This is a genomic window from Priestia sp. GS2 (genome assembly GCF_036409025.1).
In the GTDB taxonomy this organism is placed as follows: Bacteria; Bacillota; Bacilli; order Bacillales; family Bacillaceae_H; genus Priestia; species Priestia aryabhattai_A.
In genome coordinates this window covers 1,025,291-1,045,196 of record NZ_JAZGJX010000001.1, presented here as the reverse complement: position 1 = coordinate 1,045,196, position 19,906 = coordinate 1,025,291, and the positions used below count along the sequence as shown (strand labels likewise).

Annotated in this window: 19 protein-coding genes and 1 riboswitch; of the genes, 6 read left to right on the top strand and 13 right to left on the bottom strand. The window is 35.9% G+C overall.

Annotated elements, in window-relative coordinates; all coding sequences use genetic code 11:
• The first annotated feature begins 43 nt into the window (after positions 1 to 43).
• Complete coding sequence (locus V2145_RS05350) at positions 44 to 1,333, top strand: globin-coupled sensor protein (RefSeq protein WP_311857256.1); 1,290 nt, start codon at positions 44 to 46, stop codon at positions 1,331 to 1,333.
• 39 nt (positions 1,334 to 1,372) lie between these two features.
• Here V2145_RS05350 and V2145_RS05345 read toward each other — a convergent pair whose 3' ends face one another.
• The 3 genes from V2145_RS05345 to V2145_RS05335 all read right to left on the bottom strand — a co-directional run bounded on the left by V2145_RS05345 (position 1,373) and on the right by V2145_RS05335 (position 5,456).
• The gene (locus V2145_RS05345; protein ID WP_311857254.1) at positions 1,373 to 2,494 is read right to left on the bottom strand and encodes a S8 family peptidase; all 1,122 of its coding nucleotides are present in this window, start codon (positions 2,492 to 2,494) and stop codon (positions 1,373 to 1,375) included.
• A 973-nt stretch (positions 2,495 to 3,467) separates the two neighbouring features.
• Positions 3,468 to 4,793 (bottom strand): TrkH family potassium uptake protein, encoded by a 1,326-nt coding sequence (locus V2145_RS05340; RefSeq protein ID WP_311857251.1) that lies wholly within the window; start codon positions 4,791 to 4,793, stop codon positions 3,468 to 3,470.
• A gap of 3 nt (positions 4,794 to 4,796) precedes the next feature.
• Positions 4,797 to 5,456: a potassium channel family protein gene (locus V2145_RS05335; RefSeq protein WP_094912078.1), complete on the bottom strand. Its 660-nt coding sequence runs from the start codon at positions 5,454 to 5,456 to the stop codon at positions 4,797 to 4,799.
• 131 nt (positions 5,457 to 5,587) lie between these two features.
• Positions 5,588 to 5,727, bottom strand: a riboswitch (cyclic di-AMP (ydaO/yuaA leader).
• A 191-nt stretch (positions 5,728 to 5,918) separates the two neighbouring features.
• Between V2145_RS05335 and V2145_RS05330 the strand changes: the two genes are divergently transcribed.
• Complete coding sequence (locus V2145_RS05330) at positions 5,919 to 6,374, top strand: Lrp/AsnC family transcriptional regulator (RefSeq protein WP_094912077.1); 456 nt, start codon at positions 5,919 to 5,921, stop codon at positions 6,372 to 6,374.
• 437 nt (positions 6,375 to 6,811) lie between these two features.
• Here V2145_RS05330 and V2145_RS05325 read toward each other — a convergent pair whose 3' ends face one another.
• Positions 6,812 to 7,438 (bottom strand): hypothetical protein, encoded by a 627-nt coding sequence (locus tag V2145_RS05325; RefSeq protein WP_094912076.1) that lies wholly within the window; start codon positions 7,436 to 7,438, stop codon positions 6,812 to 6,814.
• Positions 7,435 to 8,655: a S1C family serine protease gene (locus tag V2145_RS05320; protein ID WP_094912208.1), complete on the bottom strand. Its 1,221-nt coding sequence runs from the start codon at positions 8,653 to 8,655 to the stop codon at positions 7,435 to 7,437. Before V2145_RS05320 ends, V2145_RS05325 begins: the two co-directional genes overlap by 4 nt.
• Before the next feature lie 273 nt (positions 8,656 to 8,928).
• Between V2145_RS05320 and V2145_RS05315 the strand changes: the two genes are divergently transcribed.
• Both V2145_RS05315 and V2145_RS05310 read left to right on the top strand, forming a co-directional pair.
• On the top strand, positions 8,929 to 9,600 hold the full coding sequence (locus V2145_RS05315) for a response regulator transcription factor (protein ID WP_094912075.1): 672 nt from the start codon (positions 8,929 to 8,931) through the stop codon (positions 9,598 to 9,600).
• Entirely contained in the window at positions 9,597 to 10,973 is a 1,377-nt protein-coding gene (locus V2145_RS05310) for a sensor histidine kinase (protein WP_094912074.1), read from the top strand. The genes V2145_RS05315 and V2145_RS05310 overlap by 4 nt, the downstream gene beginning before the upstream one ends.
• A gap of 23 nt (positions 10,974 to 10,996) precedes the next feature.
• On the opposite strand, the gene V2145_RS05305 is transcribed toward V2145_RS05310, so the two are convergent.
• Positions 10,997 to 13,144: a SpoIID/LytB domain-containing protein gene (locus V2145_RS05305; RefSeq protein WP_094912073.1), complete on the bottom strand. Its 2,148-nt coding sequence runs from the start codon at positions 13,142 to 13,144 to the stop codon at positions 10,997 to 10,999.
• Between the two features lie 281 nt (positions 13,145 to 13,425).
• On the opposite strand from V2145_RS05305, the gene V2145_RS05300 reads away from it, so the two are divergent.
• Entirely contained in the window at positions 13,426 to 13,944 is a 519-nt protein-coding gene (locus V2145_RS05300) for an acyl-CoA thioesterase (protein WP_094912072.1), read from the top strand.
• A gap of 75 nt (positions 13,945 to 14,019) precedes the next feature.
• On the opposite strand, the gene V2145_RS05295 is transcribed toward V2145_RS05300, so the two are convergent.
• From V2145_RS05295 to V2145_RS05275, 5 genes are all read right to left on the bottom strand, one after another.
• On the bottom strand, positions 14,020 to 14,781 hold the full coding sequence (locus V2145_RS05295) for a MerR family transcriptional regulator (protein ID WP_094912071.1): 762 nt from the start codon (positions 14,779 to 14,781) through the stop codon (positions 14,020 to 14,022).
• 52 nt (positions 14,782 to 14,833) lie between these two features.
• Positions 14,834 to 15,241: a ribosomal maturation YjgA family protein gene (locus V2145_RS05290; protein ID WP_131888061.1), complete on the bottom strand. Its 408-nt coding sequence runs from the start codon at positions 15,239 to 15,241 to the stop codon at positions 14,834 to 14,836.
• Between the two features lie 56 nt (positions 15,242 to 15,297).
• A complete protein-coding gene (locus V2145_RS05285; RefSeq protein ID WP_094912070.1) occupies positions 15,298 to 15,576 on the bottom strand; it encodes a hypothetical protein in 279 nt (92 codons plus the stop codon).
• A gap of 88 nt (positions 15,577 to 15,664) precedes the next feature.
• On the bottom strand, positions 15,665 to 15,856 hold the full coding sequence (locus V2145_RS05280; RefSeq protein ID WP_094912069.1) for a hypothetical protein: 192 nt from the start codon (positions 15,854 to 15,856) through the stop codon (positions 15,665 to 15,667).
• Positions 15,857 to 16,030: 174 nt separating this feature from the next.
• Positions 16,031 to 16,609 carry a suppressor of fused domain protein gene (locus V2145_RS05275; protein ID WP_330987381.1) on the bottom strand — a complete coding sequence of 193 codons (579 nt, stop codon included), beginning with the start codon at positions 16,607 to 16,609 and terminating at the stop codon, positions 16,031 to 16,033.
• Positions 16,610 to 16,939: 330 nt separating this feature from the next.
• Between V2145_RS05275 and zupT the strand changes: the two genes are divergently transcribed.
• Entirely contained in the window at positions 16,940 to 17,743 is an 804-nt protein-coding gene (gene zupT / locus V2145_RS05270; RefSeq protein WP_094912067.1) for a zinc transporter ZupT, read from the top strand.
• Between the two features lie 29 nt (positions 17,744 to 17,772).
• Here the strand turns inward: zupT and V2145_RS05265 are convergent, their stop codons facing one another.
• Both V2145_RS05265 and V2145_RS05260 read right to left on the bottom strand, forming a co-directional pair.
• On the bottom strand, positions 17,773 to 18,876 hold the full coding sequence (locus V2145_RS05265; RefSeq protein ID WP_311857241.1) for a M24 family metallopeptidase: 1,104 nt from the start codon (positions 18,874 to 18,876) through the stop codon (positions 17,773 to 17,775).
• A gap of 103 nt (positions 18,877 to 18,979) precedes the next feature.
• Complete coding sequence (locus V2145_RS05260) at positions 18,980 to 19,627, bottom strand: hypothetical protein (protein ID WP_330987380.1); 648 nt, start codon at positions 19,625 to 19,627, stop codon at positions 18,980 to 18,982.
• Between the last annotated feature and the right edge of the window lie 279 nt (positions 19,628 to 19,906).

The window sequence follows — 19,906 nt, the reverse complement described above, 5'->3', positions numbered from 1 at the left end:
ACCCATATATGTGCTTACAACTTTAAGGATAATAGGTGATTTTATGAATTGGTTTAGGAGAAATACACGTACCGAAAAAGTAGTTGCTCTTGAAGAAATGAACGCAAGCATGCAAGTGTCTAATTTAGCAATTCAACAACAAATCAAAATGATTGGTCTAAACTTAGACGACCTTAATAGAATCGTTAGGCTACAGCCTGCAGTTGAAGAAAATCTTAATTCAATTGTAAATGAATTTTACCGAGCTATTGGAGAACAGCAACACTTAGTTACCATTATTGAAAAACACAGCAGTATTGATCGCTTAAAAAACACGCTACAAAAACATATATTAGAAATGTTTAACGGCAAAGTGGATGATGAATTTGTCCAAAAGCGCAAAATGATTTCACACATGCACGTAAAAATTGGTCTTGAACCGAATTTTTATTTATGCGCTTTTCAGAACTTACAAATTGCATTAATTGCTTTATGCCATGAGGAGATAGAAGAGAAAGAAACATGCATTCAAACCATCAAAAGTATTACAACGCTCATAAACCTGGAACAGCAAATTGTGTTAACTGCTTATGAAGAAGCTTTTGAAGAACAACGACAACTTTTATATCAAGAGAAAAAGCTCATTCAAGATGAAATTAGCCATACCTCTTCCTTATTAGCCAGCTTGTCTGAGGAAACAGCACAGTTTGTTTGCCAAATAAGCGGTCAAACAGCGGATGTTGTATCATTTGCAAATAAAAGTTCAGAGTTAGCTGAGATGGTTTCCAAAGATGCAATTGAAAGTCAAACTAAGCTCGAACAAGAGCAAGCAATGCTTAATGACATTCAGAAAAATACGTCTCTTATTCAGCAACGCATGAAAACATTAGAAGATACATCAAAGCAAATTACACAAATCGTGGCAATTGTAACCTCGATTGCTGAACAAACGAACTTACTTGCTTTAAACGCTTCAATTGAATCAGCTCGTGCAGGGGAACATGGAAAAGGGTTTGCTGTGGTTGCTCAGGAAGTTCGTAAATTAGCGGAGGAAACCAAAAAATCGATTGCAAATATTTCAACTTTCATTAAAGATATTCAAAAGCAAATCAAAAGCGTAGCTGAGATTGGAGATGAAGTTGCAGGGTTAACAAAAGATACAACGGTAAATATGAATAACATCACAACGTTTTTCACAAATGTTTTGAGTGTCACAACAGAAAATAAACAACAAAGCGTTCTAACAAAAAAAGAACTAGACAAAATATCCTCTATTATTGCAGAATTAACAAATCGTATTGATAAGATTGCTGCATCATCCGATGAGCTTTATACACTATCTGAAAAAGTATAAACAAAGCAGAGCCAAGGCTCTGCTTTGTCTTTATCTAAATTAAAAAGTGCCAGCTTGTGATAATCCGTATCCAAAGTGCGTGTCACGACCAGCTGGTCCTAAATCAATTGATTTATTGATTAACAACTGACGTAACTGTGCATTTGAATAAGATGGATATTTTTGTTTATATAGCGCTAGGATACCAGCAACATAAGGACTAGCCATTGACGTACCGCTTAACGTTGAATATTGACCGTTTAAGTATGTGCTTAGAATAGCTGCACCGGGAGCTGCTATTTCAACAGTAGAGCCAGTTGATGAGAATGAAGCACGGCGATCATAACGATCTGTAGCTCCTACAGCAATAACTGAATTATATTTCGCTGGGTAATTTACTGTATCCCCTGTTCCAGCAGAATTTCCAGAGTTTCCTGCAGCAGCCACTACAACTGCTCCACTTTGATAAGCACGATCAACTGCTGTTTTTAATGCTGTAGAGCCTACAGACGTTCCTAAACTTAAGTTAATAATATCCATATCATTTGCTACAGACCAGTCGATTCCAGCAATGATACTAGAAAGGCTGCCAGAACCGCTGCTCTCAAGTACTTTTACACCATAAATATCTGCATTATATGCAACACCAATTGTACCTGTACCATTGTTTTCAGCACCGATAATTCCTGCTACGTGCGTACCATGTCCATTATCATCATTATAAGAAGATGTATAGGACACAAATGAAGCCCCTCCAGCTACTTTTAAGTCAGGATGATTTGTTGCAACTCCAGAATCAACTACAGCAATCTTAACACCTTGACCACTTAAACCAGTAGCCCAGCTTGTAGGAGCTTTCACTTTGGAAATTCCCCAATCTTGCGTGTCTGCTGCTACTGAAACACGAATATCTTCTTCTACATAAGCTACGTTTGGATCTTTTTCAAGTTTTTTAACTTCGCTTGGAGTCATTTCTGCAACAGCAATCGGTAATTCTTTCATTTTCTTTTTCATTTTACCGTTTGCTTTTGTGATACTTTTTTCATTAACACTACTTTTAAATCCAACGATTACTTGTTCTTTTTCTTCCGTTGCTGCATACGCTCCTCCAGTAGATGGTATTAATACCCCTGCCGTAATTGCTAACGATGTTACAACTTTTAACCAACTATACTTTTTCATCCCATTGCCCCTTTCGTATTTTCTACTGCTAGTTTTAGTAGTTTCGTAGCAGCAGAGACAATCCATTAACTTTACCAGTGAAAGTTGGATTTATTAACTTTAATTATCTATTTTTACAACTTTTTGGCTATAGGTTAATAGACTGTATAGAAAAGCTGACATGAACGAATCTAAGGGCATTCAAAAAGTATTTTTTTCCCAATTAAAGAGTATACTTTACTAGAAAGTATAAAAGAACAGTTACAAAATATTCATATTATTATATCAGTATCATAAAATAATATTATAATAATATTCTAAACATTCTTCACTTTAAAAAACACTAATAAAGACCTATTCTTTTTTAGTTCTTTATAATAATTATTATATATATTGATTTCTTTCAATCTAACAAGTAAAAAAGACCATACAAAGAGTATGGTCACATACCGATCGAACCAGACAGTTGGGGGAATTGTCATGCATCGGGCCTTTATTAGAGGGCGTTATGATGTGAAAGGAAATCATAATGACTTCCTATTTTACTATATTCAATATACGTTTTTTTGCCATGGACAAACGTGGATTCTGATACTTTTTTATAAAATAGAAATGCTACACCCTACTTTATAAATGACCTTTTTTCAGTATTAAGACTTTATATCGTGAACTATTTCCTCCACTAACCGTTGGACTACAGTCTTTACCTTCTTGAAGAAGGAGTGTGCTTTTGGAAGTGCGTTAAAATATTTCAAAAAAAAAATGAATCTAAATGACTTACTTATACGTTATATAAAGGAAGTCACTTTAACGTGATAATAATTGAAAAGGAGGGATTGAGTGAATGCGCAATCAATCAAAATTGCCAGGAATCTTAATGCTTACATTTTTTTTGATGATCGCCACAATTTTAGGGGCTACTATTATGTTTTAATACAAAAAAGAAGACCGCATTCTTTGTTTTCATAGATAAACAAAGAATGCGGTCTCTTTATTACCCAATCAATACATCTTCATTTGGATAACGAATTTTTTCCCGTTTTGGTTTAGCTAAAGAAAACGCTAAGGTTAACGGACCTATTTTACCTAAAAACATGATAAAAATAATAATAACACGTCCAACGTATGATAACTCTGGCGTTGCTCCCATAGATAACCCAACTGTACCAAACGCTGACACCACTTCAAACATTAGCTTTAAAAAAGGAATATTAGGCTCAGAGATATTTAATGCAAATATAGCCAGGAACACAAACATAATGGAAATCGTCGAAATAGCTAACGCTTTTAATACATACAGCTCACTTAATCGACGCTTTAGTAGTACAATATCTTCACGCCCTCGAATAAAGGAAATGACTGCGAAAGTTATCACAATAAATGTCGTTAACTTTATTCCTCCACCAGTAGACGCACTTCCCGCCCCAATAAACATTAAAATGATCATTAAAAAGGCTGTTGAATCCGTCAAGTTAGCTATGTCAATAGAATTAAATCCAGCAGTTCTGGTAGTAACAGCCTGAAAATAGGAGGCCCAAATTTTATCACCAAGAGCTAAGCTTCCCAATGTTTTGGCATTACCGTATTCTAAGAAAAAAATAAACAGCATAGCAACGATATTAATGACGAATGTTCCAATGATCATTAACTTTGAATGGAGGCTTAACTTTTTATAAGATTTTTTCACCCACACGTCAGCAAGTACTGTAAACCCTATACCTCCAATAATAAACAAGAATGAAATTGTAATATTAATAAGTGGATCGCCAACGTATTGCATTAAACTATCCGATAAAAGACCAAATCCAGCGTTATTAAATGCTGATATTGAATGGAACAAGCTAAAAAACAGTCCTTTTCCCCATCCGAACTCTGGTACCCACCGAATTGCTAAAAAGATCAGTGCAATTAATTCAATGAGAAAAGAGAAAATAAAAAGGCGCTTTACTAGCAAAATGACGCCGCCAATATTGGTTTGATTTAAAGCTTGCTGGACTACCATTCGTTCTTTATAACCAATTTTTTTTCCAAGCATAATAAAGATTAGCACAGCAAACGACATAATCCCTAATCCACCCACTTGTATTAGAAGCATAATAATTACCTGCCCAAATACCGTAAAGCGCGTTCCTGTATCTACAACCGCTAACCCTGTTACCGTCATGGCTGAAGTAGATGTAAACAAAGCATCTACCCAGGAGATTGGTTCTGTTGTAGAAAACGGAAGCATTAAAAGTAGTGCACCAATAATAATTCCACCCCCAAAGATTGATGTTAACAATTGGGGGGGCGTTAGCTTAATACTTCTGGCTAAACTCATTGATTATACGCCTTCTTCCTCAAAGCGATTAATATCTCGATTGTGTCCAATAACAATGAGCATGTCACCTTCATGAATAATCTCATGAGCTGTTGGAGAAATTACCATTTCACCGTTTTCACGTTGAAACCCAATAATATTACACCCATACTTTGAACGGATGTTTAGATCAAATAGTGTTTTATTATGAATCTTTTTTGAAGCCATTATTTCCACAATACTATAGTCCTTTGAAAGTTCAATGTAATCAATAATCTTTTCAGAAACTACGTGGTGCGCAATTCGCTTAGCCATATCTCGCTCAGGATGAATAACCTTATCGGCTCCAATTTTTTCAAGTACTTTTTGATGGTATGAATTTACTGCTTTTACCCAAACCTGCTTCACACCCATATCTTTCAATAACATTGTTACCAATACACTCGCTTCAATATCGTCTCCAAATGATACAATTGCATGATCAACATTTCGAATTCCAAGACTTTTGAGACTTGCTTCATCTATACCATTCGCCTGCACCGCATAGGTGGCTGTATTTGTGTACTTATTTACGACTTCTTGATTGCGGTCAATAGCTAGAACATCCACATCTAGATTGACGAATTCTTCTACAAGGCTGCCGCCAAAACGCCCTAATCCTAATACCGCAAATTGCTTCTTCATTTCAAACTATCCTTTCTTGTTCCGGTTTCTCTCTTTTTTATTGTGCTCTTTTTTTAGTATCTTACTTATTTGAACGAATAATTTACGCACAAAAAAACACAGGAAGGATCCTGTGTTTTTCTACACATTACATCTCCCCCTCAAAACGCTTACGAAGTTAGCTGTCGGATTCGGGTCATGAGAGTAACCCTACCTCTAAAGGATTCACCCCGAGCACAAAACGTGCAAAATTGGTTCCTCCGCTCCTATTAGGATTCAGCGATTGTATTATGTTGATTTCTTACTTTAAATGGAAAAATAAGTTATTACTTAAGATTTCACCTTATATTACTCCCACATTTTTGGTATGTCAATACTTTTTTAAATAATAAAATCTCTCTTAAAATAAGAAGAAAAAAAGAAGAATTTTTTATCTTTTTTCACTATAATAGAATATAAAAACGGAAAAGATGATAGAAGCTTATGAACATTGATCGCATTGATTTACATATTTTAAAAGAGTTAACCAATAACGCTCGACTTTCTATGAGAGAGCTGTCCAAACTAGTCAATTTATCGGCTCCGTCCGTCGCTGAACGGGTTCGTCACCTCGAACACGTTGGTATTATTAGCGGGTATTCTGTCAATATCAACTGTGAAAAATTAGGACTTCCTATTTCTTGTTTTGTTGAGGTTACAATTAAAAACGGAGAATATAACCGTTTTAAAAAGTTTATCGCTACTTACCCATACGCCTTGTTTTGTGAAAGGATAGCTGGAAAAGCTTGCTTTATTACAAAACTACAGCTGCCTAGCCTTAAGGAACTTGAGTCTTTTATTGATGAAGTTACCCCTTTTGCACATACTTTGTCTCATGTAGGGATTTCACAAGTTGAAATCCAACCTAATTTTATCGACTGCCTTTTAAAAGAAAAATGAGTTAAACTATGGCTTACTTCAAATCATCACGTCTTTTCATAAAGCTCAACATTAACATTTAACTACAAAAAAACGTGATGCTATCATCACGTTTGAGGAATATGAATAGTTACTATCCATTTTATCTTCTGTATCCTTTTACAGGAAGTAAACAAAAAAATGCCTTTCAACCAAAAGGTGAAAGGACGATGAATTTTCCGAATAATGAAAGTTTTACACTCTTATTTTATCAGTTGTAAAACCACTTGTCTATTTCTATTTTTTTCCACTTCATTCACGTTGCTCTATCACGATAAAAGGGGGCTTCATCAATGAAAAGAACGAATAGGATGAGGCTTGGGCATAAGGAAAGATTCCTTCTCGCATACAAATCATAACTTTTCTAGAGTAGCTGAAATGTCTACGTCCCAGCCTCAGTAATCTATATAAAAGGTGAATTAGGAGACTTCAATGCGCTTAACCTGTCTCTTTAATTCATCCTGAATATAGCTATTGATAGCTTTTTGCACAAGCTTTTGCAAAATTGGCTCTTTCGCTTCTTCAACTGTTTTAAATTCAGCGCTATATTCTGCTTTGTCAAAATAATCGTTTACATCTTCTTCGGATACTTTGTCTCGAAAAAATTGTTTGGATTGATAATGAGCTTTAATGTGTTTTTTTACGCTTGCTTCCGTAATGCCTAACTCTTCATAGGCTTTCTCTCTAATTTTTTGACTATAGGAACTTTCAATTTCATTCCACAGCTGTTCTGACTGTTGATTTACCCAATCAGTATCCATAGCTTTTTCTCCTACATACTTATCAACAATAAGCTGATATAGAGCATCTTTTCGATAAGAAGAATCGTTTACCGGAGCATCCGGGTTTAGAAAACCTTGTACGGCTAAAAACTCTTGAAATTCACCATTTGTAATAGAGTCACCTCTGTATATAGCGACCACCTTATTAGACGGCTGTTCATTGTTTAGTGTTGGAAAAACCACTTCTTCTGAAGCATTTACACACCCAGTAATCAACAAGGCAGCGATTAAAAATAGAAATAGCTGCCGTGCTGTGTACATCATTCATCGTTGCCTTGTTGCTTCAACGTTAGTGAAAGGTTTATTTTTTTTCCGTTTCTGTAAACGTCAAGCTTTACTTTATCTCCAATTGCACGCTCCGTGTATAAATACTTGCGTAAATCACTGGATGTTTTTACTTCTTTACCATCTATCCCTACGATGATGTCTTTTGATTGCAAGCCAGCTTCTGAAGCAGCTGAAAAAGGTTCAACTGTTGTAATCACAACACCGTCAGAAGTATCTTCTGTTAAGCCCAGCTCATTTTCTTTAATTGCAGCTGATAAACCCGCTACATCCTGCAGGCCAACTCCCATATATGGTCGATTAATTTTGCCGTCTTTCATTAGCTTATCAATAATCGGTTGAACATCTGCAGTTGGAATAGCAAACCCAATACCTTCTACACCGTCTTCAGCAATCTTTAAACTATTAATACCAATTACTTGACCGGCAGCATTAATTAATGCTCCACCGCTATTTCCTGGGTTAATAGCTGCATCTGTTTGAATAACATCCAAGTTCCATTCTCCAGCTGATGTTGTAATGTTTACCGTTCGCTCCGTGCCGCTCACAATCCCCTGTGTAACTGTTCTTGAGAACTGCTCACCAAGAGGGTTTCCAATTGCAAGTACCGGTTCTCCGGCAACAAGTGAAGTAGAATCACCAAACTCCGCTACCGCTTCTACGTTTTTAGCTTCCATCTCTAAAACAGCTAAATCAGTGAGCGGATCCGCACCTACAATTTTGGCATCCTCTTTTTTTCCGTTTGATAACGTAACTTCAACTTTACTTGATCCTTCTATTACGTGATTGTTTGTTACAACATATGCTTTGTTATTATCTTTCTTAAAGATGACGCCTGAACCTGTTCCAGATTCTGCTGTTTGCGTATCTCCTGAAAAAGGATTGGTTCGCTCTTGAATGTTATTTACACCTACTACGGCCGGTGAAACTTTATCTACAACGGATACTAGGTCACCTTGACTTACATTAGTGCTAATGGTTTTGGTCGCAGCTGTAGTTGCAGCACTTGTTGAAGTGGATGCAGTATCGGTTTGGCTTTCATCATTGATGAACCCTAGGTGAGGTGCACTATATAACACAATTCCTCCACCTAACACAGCACCTGCGATGGACGATGCAAGAAATGGTAAAAACCTTTTTTTAGATTTTTCTTCTCTTCCATTCTCAGAACGATAAGACGAGTAGTCTTGTCTCATACTTCGTGCTTTATCGTATTCCTCATTGTATTGATTCTGTGTTTGCTCATTGTTAGAATGACTGTTATATTCATCATCATTGTGATTTTGATTAAAGTCTCTTGGTTCCATATGGTTAGCTCCTTTATATTCAATTATGTTTTTTCGTTATGTACACTATAAAACAAAATTTTGGGATAAGTATCAAAAGAATATGGGAAATTGTGAAAAATTTTTTTCTGCTTCCAAACACATAGTATAATAGCTTTGAATAGAAAGAGGAGTGTGTATAAAGTGAGCTTTACAATTTACTTAGTCGAAGATGAACAAAACTTAAATGAAGTTTTAACCCTTTATTTACAAAAAGAAGGTTGGTCTGTTACTTCATTTTCAAATGGAACAGATGCCAAGGCAATGATTCATACCCCTCCTAGCCTTTGGGTTTTAGATATCATGCTTCCTGATATCGATGGTTATCAACTCATCCGTGAAATTAAGTCCGCTACCCCTCATATTCCCGTGATTTTTATTTCTGCTAGAGACGCAGATATTGATCGAGTGTTAGGGCTAGAAATGGGAAGCGATGACTACTTGTCTAAGCCTTTCCTGCCTCGCGAGCTTGTTATTCGTGTTCAAAAGCTTTTAAATCTTGTATATGGTCAAAAACAAAAATACGAATCAACAATTGCTATCGGTCCCTATACGTTAGACCTTCATACACGAACTGTATATGAAAACAATGAGCCTATTGATTTAACGTCAAAAGAATTTGATTTTCTTGTCACATTATCTAAAGACATAGGTCAAGCATTTTCACGCGAGCAGTTATTAAACTCTATTTGGGGTGAGGATTATTTCGGTTCAGACCGAGTTGTGGATGATTTAGTACGCAGAGTTCGGAAAAAGCTCCCACACGCTCGAATTGAAACAATTTATGGATATGGTTATCGGATGATGAGCACATGAAAAATCGATCTCTTGCTTTTCAAATTTGGCTTGTCATCTCAGGCATATTACTAGTTATCTCACTTTTGTTAGCTACGTTGTTTCCAAGCGCACTTAGACAATTCTTTACGGATGAAATTTATACAAGTATTGAAAATGAACAGCATATTTTAAAAGAATACGGGTTACCTAGCCGGTCTGGTGAATATTATTTTAGCAATGATGAAGATGGACCGTCTTTACGAAACCGTACGGTAGACCACATTTTATTACCTGAAAATGTCGATATTTCCTACCTATCATCGCGTGTTCTACCTCAAGATTTTTTAAGACATGCACAGCATCTAGCTCAAAATCAAGAATCAGCTGTCGAACGGTATGAAAAAGACTTAGGTAATCGAACTTTATTTTATGTGGTTAGTAAAGTAATCATTAACGACCAGCCGGCATTTTTACTATCGTTTTCATGGGATACGTATCGAAATGCTTTAGCTTCCGCTTTATTTAAACAGCTATTAGTCGTAATGTCCATTGTTTTCCTTCTAAGCTGGATTCCTTCTATTTGGCTCGCAAAATATTTAAGTCGCCCTCTTGTATCACTTGAGAAGCATGTTAAGCGAATTGCAGAGCAAGAATGGCACGAGCCTGTAACGTTAGATCGTACGGATGAAATTGGAAAATTGGGTTCTTCTATAGAACAAATGCGACAACGACTCATTCGGAAAGAAGAAGCACAACAAACTCTTCTTCAAAATATCTCACATGATTTGAAAACGCCTGTAATGGTCATTAGAAGCTACGCTCAATCGATACAAGATGGTATTTATCCAAAAGGGGATTTATCCAATACCGTTCAAGTCATTGAAGATGAATCACTGAAATTGGAAAAGAAAATCCGTGACTTACTATATTTAACAAAGCTAGATTACTTATCTGCTCACCCTGTCAATCATGAGCCGTTTACTTTGTCAGAACTTATCGGCGAGGTAGTTGATAGGCTACGGTGGAGTCGTACTGAAATCCAGTGGGATATTAGGGATGATAGAGTGACTATTGACGGTGATAAAGAGCAATGGACCAAAGTTATTGAGAACATTTTAGAAAACCAGATTAGATACGCTGATTCATCTATTTCTATCTCTGTTCACAAAAGTTTCTATGAAGAGATGGACGTTGTAGAGTGTTGCATTGCCAATGACGGACCTCCTATCGAAGAGAACGTACTATCTACAATTTTTGAACCGTTTGAAAAAGGTTCAAAAGGAGAATTTGGCATCGGGCTTAGTATTGTAAAACGGATTGTTACTATGCATAATGCGACAATCTCCGTACAAAATTTAGATAAAGGTGTTTCTTTTACTATTCGCATTCCAGTTTTACAAGCAAAGCCGTGACGTTTTCGCCACGGCTTTGTTGTTTATTTATTTGCAATTTCTTCTAGCTCATTAACTACAGAATCGTTTACTACGCGAGTAGAACCTAGTACTGTAAAATCCTTATAGCCGCTTAAAATATCAGCTGTGCCCGCTGGCAACTTGTCTGCATCTGTGAGGATAACTGGCACACCACGTTTTCCAGCTAAAATTGAGCCAGCTAGTGCATCTGGAAAATTAGTTCCCGCTGCAACATAAGCTTGTTTTGTATTGCCAAGCAGGTTCGTCACAACTTTTTGATTTGTTGCATAGCGATGTTCTCCTGCATATCTTACTCGGTTAGCTGGAAGAGAATTATAAACTGTTGCATTTACTACCTGTTCAGAACCAATAACAATAGCTTCTGCTTTTCCTTCAAGCACTTGTGCTGTAGCTGCAGGAATTGAAGTTGGCCTTGTTAGTACAATAGGAATTCCTTCTTTCGCTGCATATGGAGCTACTGATAGAGCATCTGGGAAGTTTTGTCCATTCACTACAATTACTTTTGAAGAATTTATTTGCTTAGCAATTGCCGCTGACGTTTCAAAACGATCTGCTCCTCCTAAACGCTGGACTTCCTTAGCACCTAACTGCTTAATTTCATCTAATACTGAATCTCGAATAACCCTTGAACTTCCTAATACAATTACTTTTTCAGGCTGTAAGCGCTGAAGCTCTGCTTTTACAGTTGGATGCAATTCATGACCTGTTGTTAGTAATAGTGGAGCATTTTCCTGAACTGCAAGAGGAGCTCCTGCTAGCGCATCTGGAAAATTCCCTCCTGCTGCAATGACAACTGTTCGAGCCGTAGTCCACCCTTCTCTTGCAATTTCTGCAGCTGTATCATATCGTTCTGGGCCTGCTAAACGCTTTGCTTCTCGCTTGTATTGCTGCGTGCGCTCTGCATTCGGATAATAAAAACGTAAAATTTGATCATAGGTTTGACCAGCTTTGGCACGATAATAAGCTCCGTATTGACTCATTCCTACACCATGACCATATCCTAGACCTTTTAGTACTATTTCTTTATCAGTAGCATTTTGTTCTGTTACATAGTAACTTTTAATAAGGTTTACCCCAATAATTGGACGAATATCAGAAGCCTTTACATTGTTTAAGCTTAATGTTTTTACATTAAGTTTCCCTTCTGAATCAACATCATCTTTTACAATAAACTTCACTTCTAAACTTCCCTTATTGTAACGATTACTAGCATTCTTTTCCGTGAATTCTAGTTTTGGGATTGAGAGAACCTTAATTTCTTTTCCTTTGTAATCTTTTTGCTGTAAATAAGTTTTGATATTATCAGTAATTTCCTTATCATTTTCTTTGATGGTGCTCCACCAATTTTTATAATGAACTAAGTCTAAGTTCTCTGTGTCTATTTGCTGCTTTTTCACCGTTAAATTCCATGGATGTTTTGGATCATATGAATCCGTTTGAATTGGTAAATAAGGAAGCGGTGAGCCTGACCATGCATTAGCATTAGACTCCGTAACTCCACCATTGCTAGATGAATAAAGTGCGCTGATTAATTTCCCGTTATATGTAAGTGTCTGACCATATGATTTTTCAACAGCTGCATTCGTATTAGCGTAGACTGTTTTGCCACCATATACTTGATATTGAATTGTATCATTAATTGTTTTGTTCAAATGCCCCATTGCATATGTGCGTGCTGCAATCGCTTGAGCCGTTAGTGACTCTACAGGCCAACTTGGAATCATTTCGTTAGGAACGACTCCCTTCAAATACTCCTCCATTGATACGTGGTTAATTGGTTGTACGTATTCGTTACTTTCAATCACAAAATCAAAACTTCCACTATACACTCTTCCCTCAATAAGCGTTTCTGCTGTTTGATTAGTGTATAGCTTAAAGGTTGTATCTTCCTTTAATTTGGTCGTTCCTTTATATAAAGAAATTTTCCCTTGTTCTACCTTTAAGCGATAGGTCTGATTAGCTTCTAAACGAACTCCTTCATAAGATGTTGCTGCATCTTCTGACGTTTGAATTTGAATTTCTTTTTTGTTTTTTAGATAATTTTTTAGCTGGACGCTTATAGTTGGATTCGTTTCAGCTTTCACATTTACCATGGAATAACTCGAACTAAGCATGAACATAACAACTAAAGCAGCAAGTACTTTTTTCATACGTTCCTCCTTGACATAAATAAATCTATGAATCTTTTAAACTTTTTATCGGACAAAAGGAGGGTTTTTTAATCTTTTTTATCTATATATTCCAAAAAAATAAAGTGAATTTCAAATCTACATAACTTTATACCTAATTAATATGACAGAAAATACTCTATTTTTTTACTTTTTATCGTAAAGATTACTGGTTCAAAAATAGGGAATAAAATTGATATATGTTTTTAATATTACATATGTACATTCATTATGGATTGAGGTTTTAAAGGAGTGCTTTATAGATGACAGTTGAACAAATACCTTGCAGTGTATCAAGAGTTGTAAAATCGCAGCATATCTTCCCTAATGATTTAAATAATCACCATACGTTATTTGGAGGGAAAATTGTAGCGGATATGGACATGATCGCATCATTATCTGCTACAAAACATTCAAGAAAGCCATGCGTTACAGCATCGATTGATCACGTCGATTTTATTGAACCTGTGACGGAAGAAGATTTCATATCATATGAGTCTTTTGTTGTACTAACTGGTAAAAGCTCAATGATTATCTTTGTAAAAGTAATCGCTGAGCATTTAATTACAGGTGTTAAACGAATTGCAGCGACTTCTTTCTTAACGTTTGTTGCTTTAGAAGGTGGAAAGCCTGCTATTGTGCCAAAGGTTGTAGCTCAAACTGAAGAAGAAAAAAGCCTACAAGCGATTGCATTAGAACGCAAAAATAATAAGCGTACACAAATTGAACAAAGTAAATCCGTAGCAAAAATTCTTTCAAAAACATTGCGCAGCAGTAACTGAAAAGAGTCCCCATTATAGGGACTCTTTTCAGTTAAAAATAAATTTAATATGCGTTTGCGTTTCGAATGATTTCTTTTATCCTTTTTTCTCTTTTAACAAGTTATTTGCAAAAATCGCCATCGCTTCTTTTAAAAATTCAGCTAACCCTTCTCCGAATTGGTCAATGTTACTTTGAAACCTTTCATCTTGAACATATAGTTCCCCTAATCCTTGAAATGCCTCTGGTGAATACGTCGTAAAATTACGATTCAAAAAGTCATACCATTCTTGTATTGCTTTTTGAACAGGTTCTGATGATGATGATTCATTCATCAACTTAGCTAACTTTTTATAAATCTCATTTGCTTCTGCTGCTAAATCCGCTTGTTCGTCTTTCGTCATCCCTCTAACTTTTTTATTCGCTTCGTTTACTTTTTCGTTCCCCCATCGCTTTTTAGCTTCTTCTTCATACGGATTTTCACTAAAATCAAAACCTTCAAATCTTTGCTTATTAGTCATTGATTTTTCTCCTTTCATTGACTTAATCGTTTGTTCAGTCATGGCAATCATACGATTAAGTCGATTTCTTTTTTCAATTAGAAGCTGTTGATGTAACTCTAACGCTTCTTGTTTATTAAAGGAAGGATCATAAATGACTGCTTTAATTTCTTTTAACGAAAGCCCTAGTTCTTTAAATAATAAGATTTGTTGCAGCATTTCTAAATCTTCTTCAACATATAGCCGGTATCCTGATTCAGTTACCTCAGTAGGCTTCAATAAATCGATATCATCGTAATGATGAAGGGTGCGTATACTAATACCAGCTAAGCTAGCTACTTCCTTTACCTGCATGGCCATTTTCAATCCCTCCTCTTAATTAGTAACGATAAAGTATAACGTAGCGTGAGAGTCAATACTTTTCACCATTTATGTAAGAATTCTTTCTAAGAATCAGTTCTGTCAATCCCCCCACTGCAATTCCCACAGTATATGCAATTATGTCACTCCAAAGAAAACCGTAGCCTAAAATTAGTCCTCCTAAAGTAGTGTGTCTAAGGTGTACAATCCACTCTTCTTGGTAGAGCTGACTACATTCAATGCCATAACAAAATAAAATTGATATTACAATAATTCGAATGGTACTAGCTGTTTTATATACACTGGAAAATCCAAGAAAAATCATTATCGCCCAAAGGGTATCCCCTATATACATCCTTAAAAAAGCGGGCAAATACTCTTGAAACACCCGTGTCGATAGCCCTAGTAGAGCTATTATTAAACATAAACAAGCATAGATAACTCTATTTCTATTGTTCATTAATTTCCCCTTTTTATGACTGAATTCAAAACAAAAAGCACTTTTATCAAGTGCTTCTATTTCTTATTATAATAGATTTTTAAATTCTCTAGCTCATTAGCAGATTTAAATTTTTTATTCGTCAAAATATGATGGTTTGAAAACAATTTTTTTACTTCTTCGCTGTTTTTCCCAAGTAATGTTGTCAAATTAGTCATCATTTGAAGATATTGTTCATCGGTTATTTGCTGAGTTGCATGGAGGCAGCTTCCTACTAAATAAGCTAGAGCTGAATTATCTATATTAATAGTAATATCTACTTTTGCGTTTCCACTATCACTTACTAAGCTTTTCATGATAAACCTCCCCGTACTAACCGCTATTCACTCTTCACTAGCCCAAGCGAATTTCCACTACACCCGCTGACTAAAGAGTCCCCTTAATTTAAAAGATTAAGCCGCTATCAGACTGATCTAGCTTCTGAGACTGTTTTGATCTTTTTCCTTGTCCTAGGTTAATATTAACGCTGGAGTTTCCACTGTTGCTAATGATGTTTTTATTTCCATCCTCATTGTTTGTGCCCCCATTTGGACGAAAATCTGGATTTATTTGTGGCCTTCTGCGCGGATTATTCATCATAACTTCCCCTTTCTAATTATGTTTAATACTTATGTTCTACTATATGTAATGGGAATTTATCACGTATAGGTGTTTGCCTTAGGACAATCGTGGAGTTTTGTCCCAAAGTTTCTAGATACAAGCCTGTTTTCAATAAAAAAGACGGCCATACTTGGCCGCCTCCTTTTATCCTTATACTACCGTTCGACGTTCTAAATTAAATACATTCACTCGTTCATCGTCGAATCGGCTTAGCAGAGAGTCCACTCCATATTCTAATGCAAAAGCTCGCTCATTTTCAGAGATTGGGACCGCTTGTAAAAATGCAACTTTTTTATCTGATAACTCGATAGTAGAGAATGTGTCCCATAAAAATGGCGGAATCAATAAAATATGCTGCATATGAAGGCTATGGTCGAAAGAAGTAATAATGTCTTTATAAATTGCTCCAGGAAAGATTGAAACGTGCGACTTCATCATATGAAATACACACTTGCTTAAAATTTGCGGGAAAAGTTCAAATGAAGAATGACATGCCCCTACAATTTCAATGCGAAGTGGAATACCACCAACCGTGTATCCTGTTGGACAATGATATCCTCCTAATGTTGCGTATGCAGTTAATTCTGATCGCGGATGATTGCCTGTTGCTAAAACATGCACGCTGTGTGTTTTTTTTGCATCTTCAAATTCATCAATGCGATCCTTCCCTCCATAAACTTCAACTGCTTTATGTATAATTTTCTCATCGTCTTTTGAATAATTAGTCATCAAAAAGCCTCCTTGCTATCAAGCTTACAAAGCCTCTACTGTACAGGATATACTACCAAACGAAAAATCGATAGCAATACGATAATTTGTGAACAAAATGTTATCTGTTCGTAACATATCCTTTAAAAACCAACTTCACATTTTCTTTTTACTACTTCTTCTAAACCATAGGCAAGTTCCCAATCAAAAGAAGCTGAATATACTGTGCTAGATAAATTGAGAATTGAACATGTGATATTATTTTCCATTGCCTTTATACACTGGTCATGTCTCAGATATTTTTGGAATATAGATAAAAACTCACTCTTATTCTTTCAGGAGGACTATTTCATGACTGAACATTTATTACTAGCCTTTGGTTTAACATTAATGGCAGGTCTAGCAACAGGAATAGGAAGTATTTTAGCTTTTTTTGTATCTACAACGAATACAAAATTTCTATCAATTGCACTCGGCTTTTCAGCTGGTGTTATGATTTATGTATCCATGATTGAAATTTTTGTAAAAGCACAGGATGCACTTGTAGGATCACTTGGTAAAGTATCTGGAAATTGGGTAACAGTTGGTGGTTTTTTTGCTGGAATGCTCTTAATTGCAATGATTGATAAATTCGTACCAAAGCAAGGAAACCCCCATGAACTAAAAACCGTAGAAGATATGAAGAAACCAGAAGTAAAAGACACTGCTCTCTTAAAGATGGGTACATTTACCGCTTTAGCAATCGCTATTCATAATTTCCCTGAAGGAATTGCTACGTTTACGTCGACTCTTCAAGATCCTTCTTTAGGAATAGCGATTGCAGTAGCAATTGCTATTCACAACATTCCTGAAGGAATTGCTGTTTCAGTGCCGGTTTATTTTGCAACAGGTGATAAAAAGAAAGCATTTAAACTCTCTTTTTTGTCAGGTCTTTCAGAGCCTTTAGGAGCTATCGCTGCATATTTCTTACTCATGCCTTTTTTGAACGACGTTATGTTCGGAGTGATATTTGCCGCAGTTGCAGGAATTATGGTCTTTATTTCTTTAGATGAACTTTTACCTGCTGCTCAGCGATATGATGAGGCTCACCTTTCTATTTATGGACTTATCGGCGGAATGGCTATCATGGCTATTAGTCTTCTTCTATTCATATAGAAAAACCCCCTTTTAAAAGGGGGTTTTTCTTACGGTTTAATAATTTGTAACTTCTTAGGATACTTCGTTAACGTTTTATTTCCATCTTTCGTAATAACTACATCATCTTCAATACGTATTCCACCAACGTTAGGGATATAAACGCCCGGCTCAATGGTATAAACCATGCCTTCTTTTAGTATGTCATCATTGGTACGGTTCATAGAAGGAAATTCGTGTACACTAATTCCTAGCCCGTGACCTAGTCGATGTGGGAAGTATTCTCCGTATCCTGCTTCTGAAATAAGATTACGCGCAATCATGTCTAAGTCCCCAATCCTTGTACCAGGCTTGGATGCAGATAAAGCAGCTTCTAACGCTTTATTAACCGTCTCATACATATGCTGTTGCTTTTCAGAAATTTCCCCGAATGCCACTGTTCGCGTAATATCCGAACAATATCCATCTAACACAACGCCTAAGTCAAATAAAACCATGTCACCTTTTTTTAGTGTACGTAACCCAGGATTGCCATGAGGGTCACCCGTTTTTTCTCCAAATAAAACCATTGTAGAGAACGACATCTCGCGAATACCTTTTCGCTTTAATTCATATTCAATTTTAGCAAGAACGTCCATTTCCGTAACGCCTTCTTTTAAAGCAGATACACCTACTTCAACACCATAATCAGCGAGAGCTGCTGCTTCTTGTAAAATGTCAATTTCCGCTTGCGTTTTCACTACCCTTAATTCGTTCATTTTTTCTTCTACGCTTTCAAATACAACATCTTGATACAATGTTTTTAACTCTTCACTTCGCAGGAAAGATAGCTGCTCTTTTTCAACCGCTAAACGACCAATAGTATTAATTTCTCTTTTATGTAATGCGGCACGAATTAGCTCCCAAGGGTTTTCATGATCTTCATATCCAACAACATCATATTGCCACCCTGCACTTTTTGCTTGATTAACTTCCATAAAAGGACAAACAAGTAAAGGTTCAGTATTTGGAAATACAAATAGGCCTAAAAGTCGTTCATGCGGATCCGTATAAAAATTTGTTAAATAAAATACATTTTCTGTTGAAGAAATAAATGCAGCATCATAGCTTTTTTCAGAAAGCCAAGAAGCCACGTTGCTTAAGCGTTCATTCATCGCATACAACTTCCTTTCTTAATCTTTTAAAGTTATTATACCATAATTTCACTACTTTCTCGACTAGTGAAACAACGTCTTTAGGCACAAAAGAAATTCTAGTTTATATACTATTTTGTACTGATTCCCTAGGTTGAATAATTACTTTTTTAAGCCATTGATTATTATACTGATAAACAAGATGGTAATCTCCTCCTGTAAAGTATTGTTTCTGAAGCATCTCTTGATTTTTTAAAAAACCTGGGTCACCAATCAAATAGTGTCCTTCGTTTAACGTAAATGTTTGAATAAACGAACTTATTCCTTCTCCATCTACATCATCATCAATGACTATTTCAACAGAATTGCCATTGCTATGAAAATCAAATTCACCTGTTTGATCAAGCCGTACGACTGGTACATTAAACTCGCCTACTGTCAAAAATTGTTTCATTCCCTTCAAAACTTCAGATTCATGATCATCAAATAACAGGTAGTAGTTAAACTTATCCCCATCTGCCTGGAGTATGTTTGCAATTAGCTCAAAATGCTCTTTGCTTTGCTCATCATCAAACATGACAACGAATGACTCGTGATAAGATACCATTTGAAAAGGCGTCATTATCTTCTCTTTAAATCGTAGCATCAATTGTTCACAGCGCTTTCCCGTCACTTTTGCTCCTTTAATTGTTCCCACTCCATATGTTTTCCAGTGTGAAACAGCTTTTTGTGGAATAACGACTATATTTGAAGATGATACGTATAAGCTCATTTCCCCATCTCCTTTGCTATTCTGCATTTTTTCACCTTTTACTAATTAGAGACTTTTGGCTCATTCACCTGCAAAAAACGTATAAATTCATTAAAACCTTTTTGTTTGCTTTAATCTTACATAATACATACCTAGATACACGCCTAGCTTTTACGATTAAAATGGCTAATACTTGCTAATCATAGAATGTGATGGTAATTTTATATAAGAATATAATTGCTATACTTTTCAATTACTTTAAAATGATAGGTGAGAATATTGGAACAACGTGAACATCGC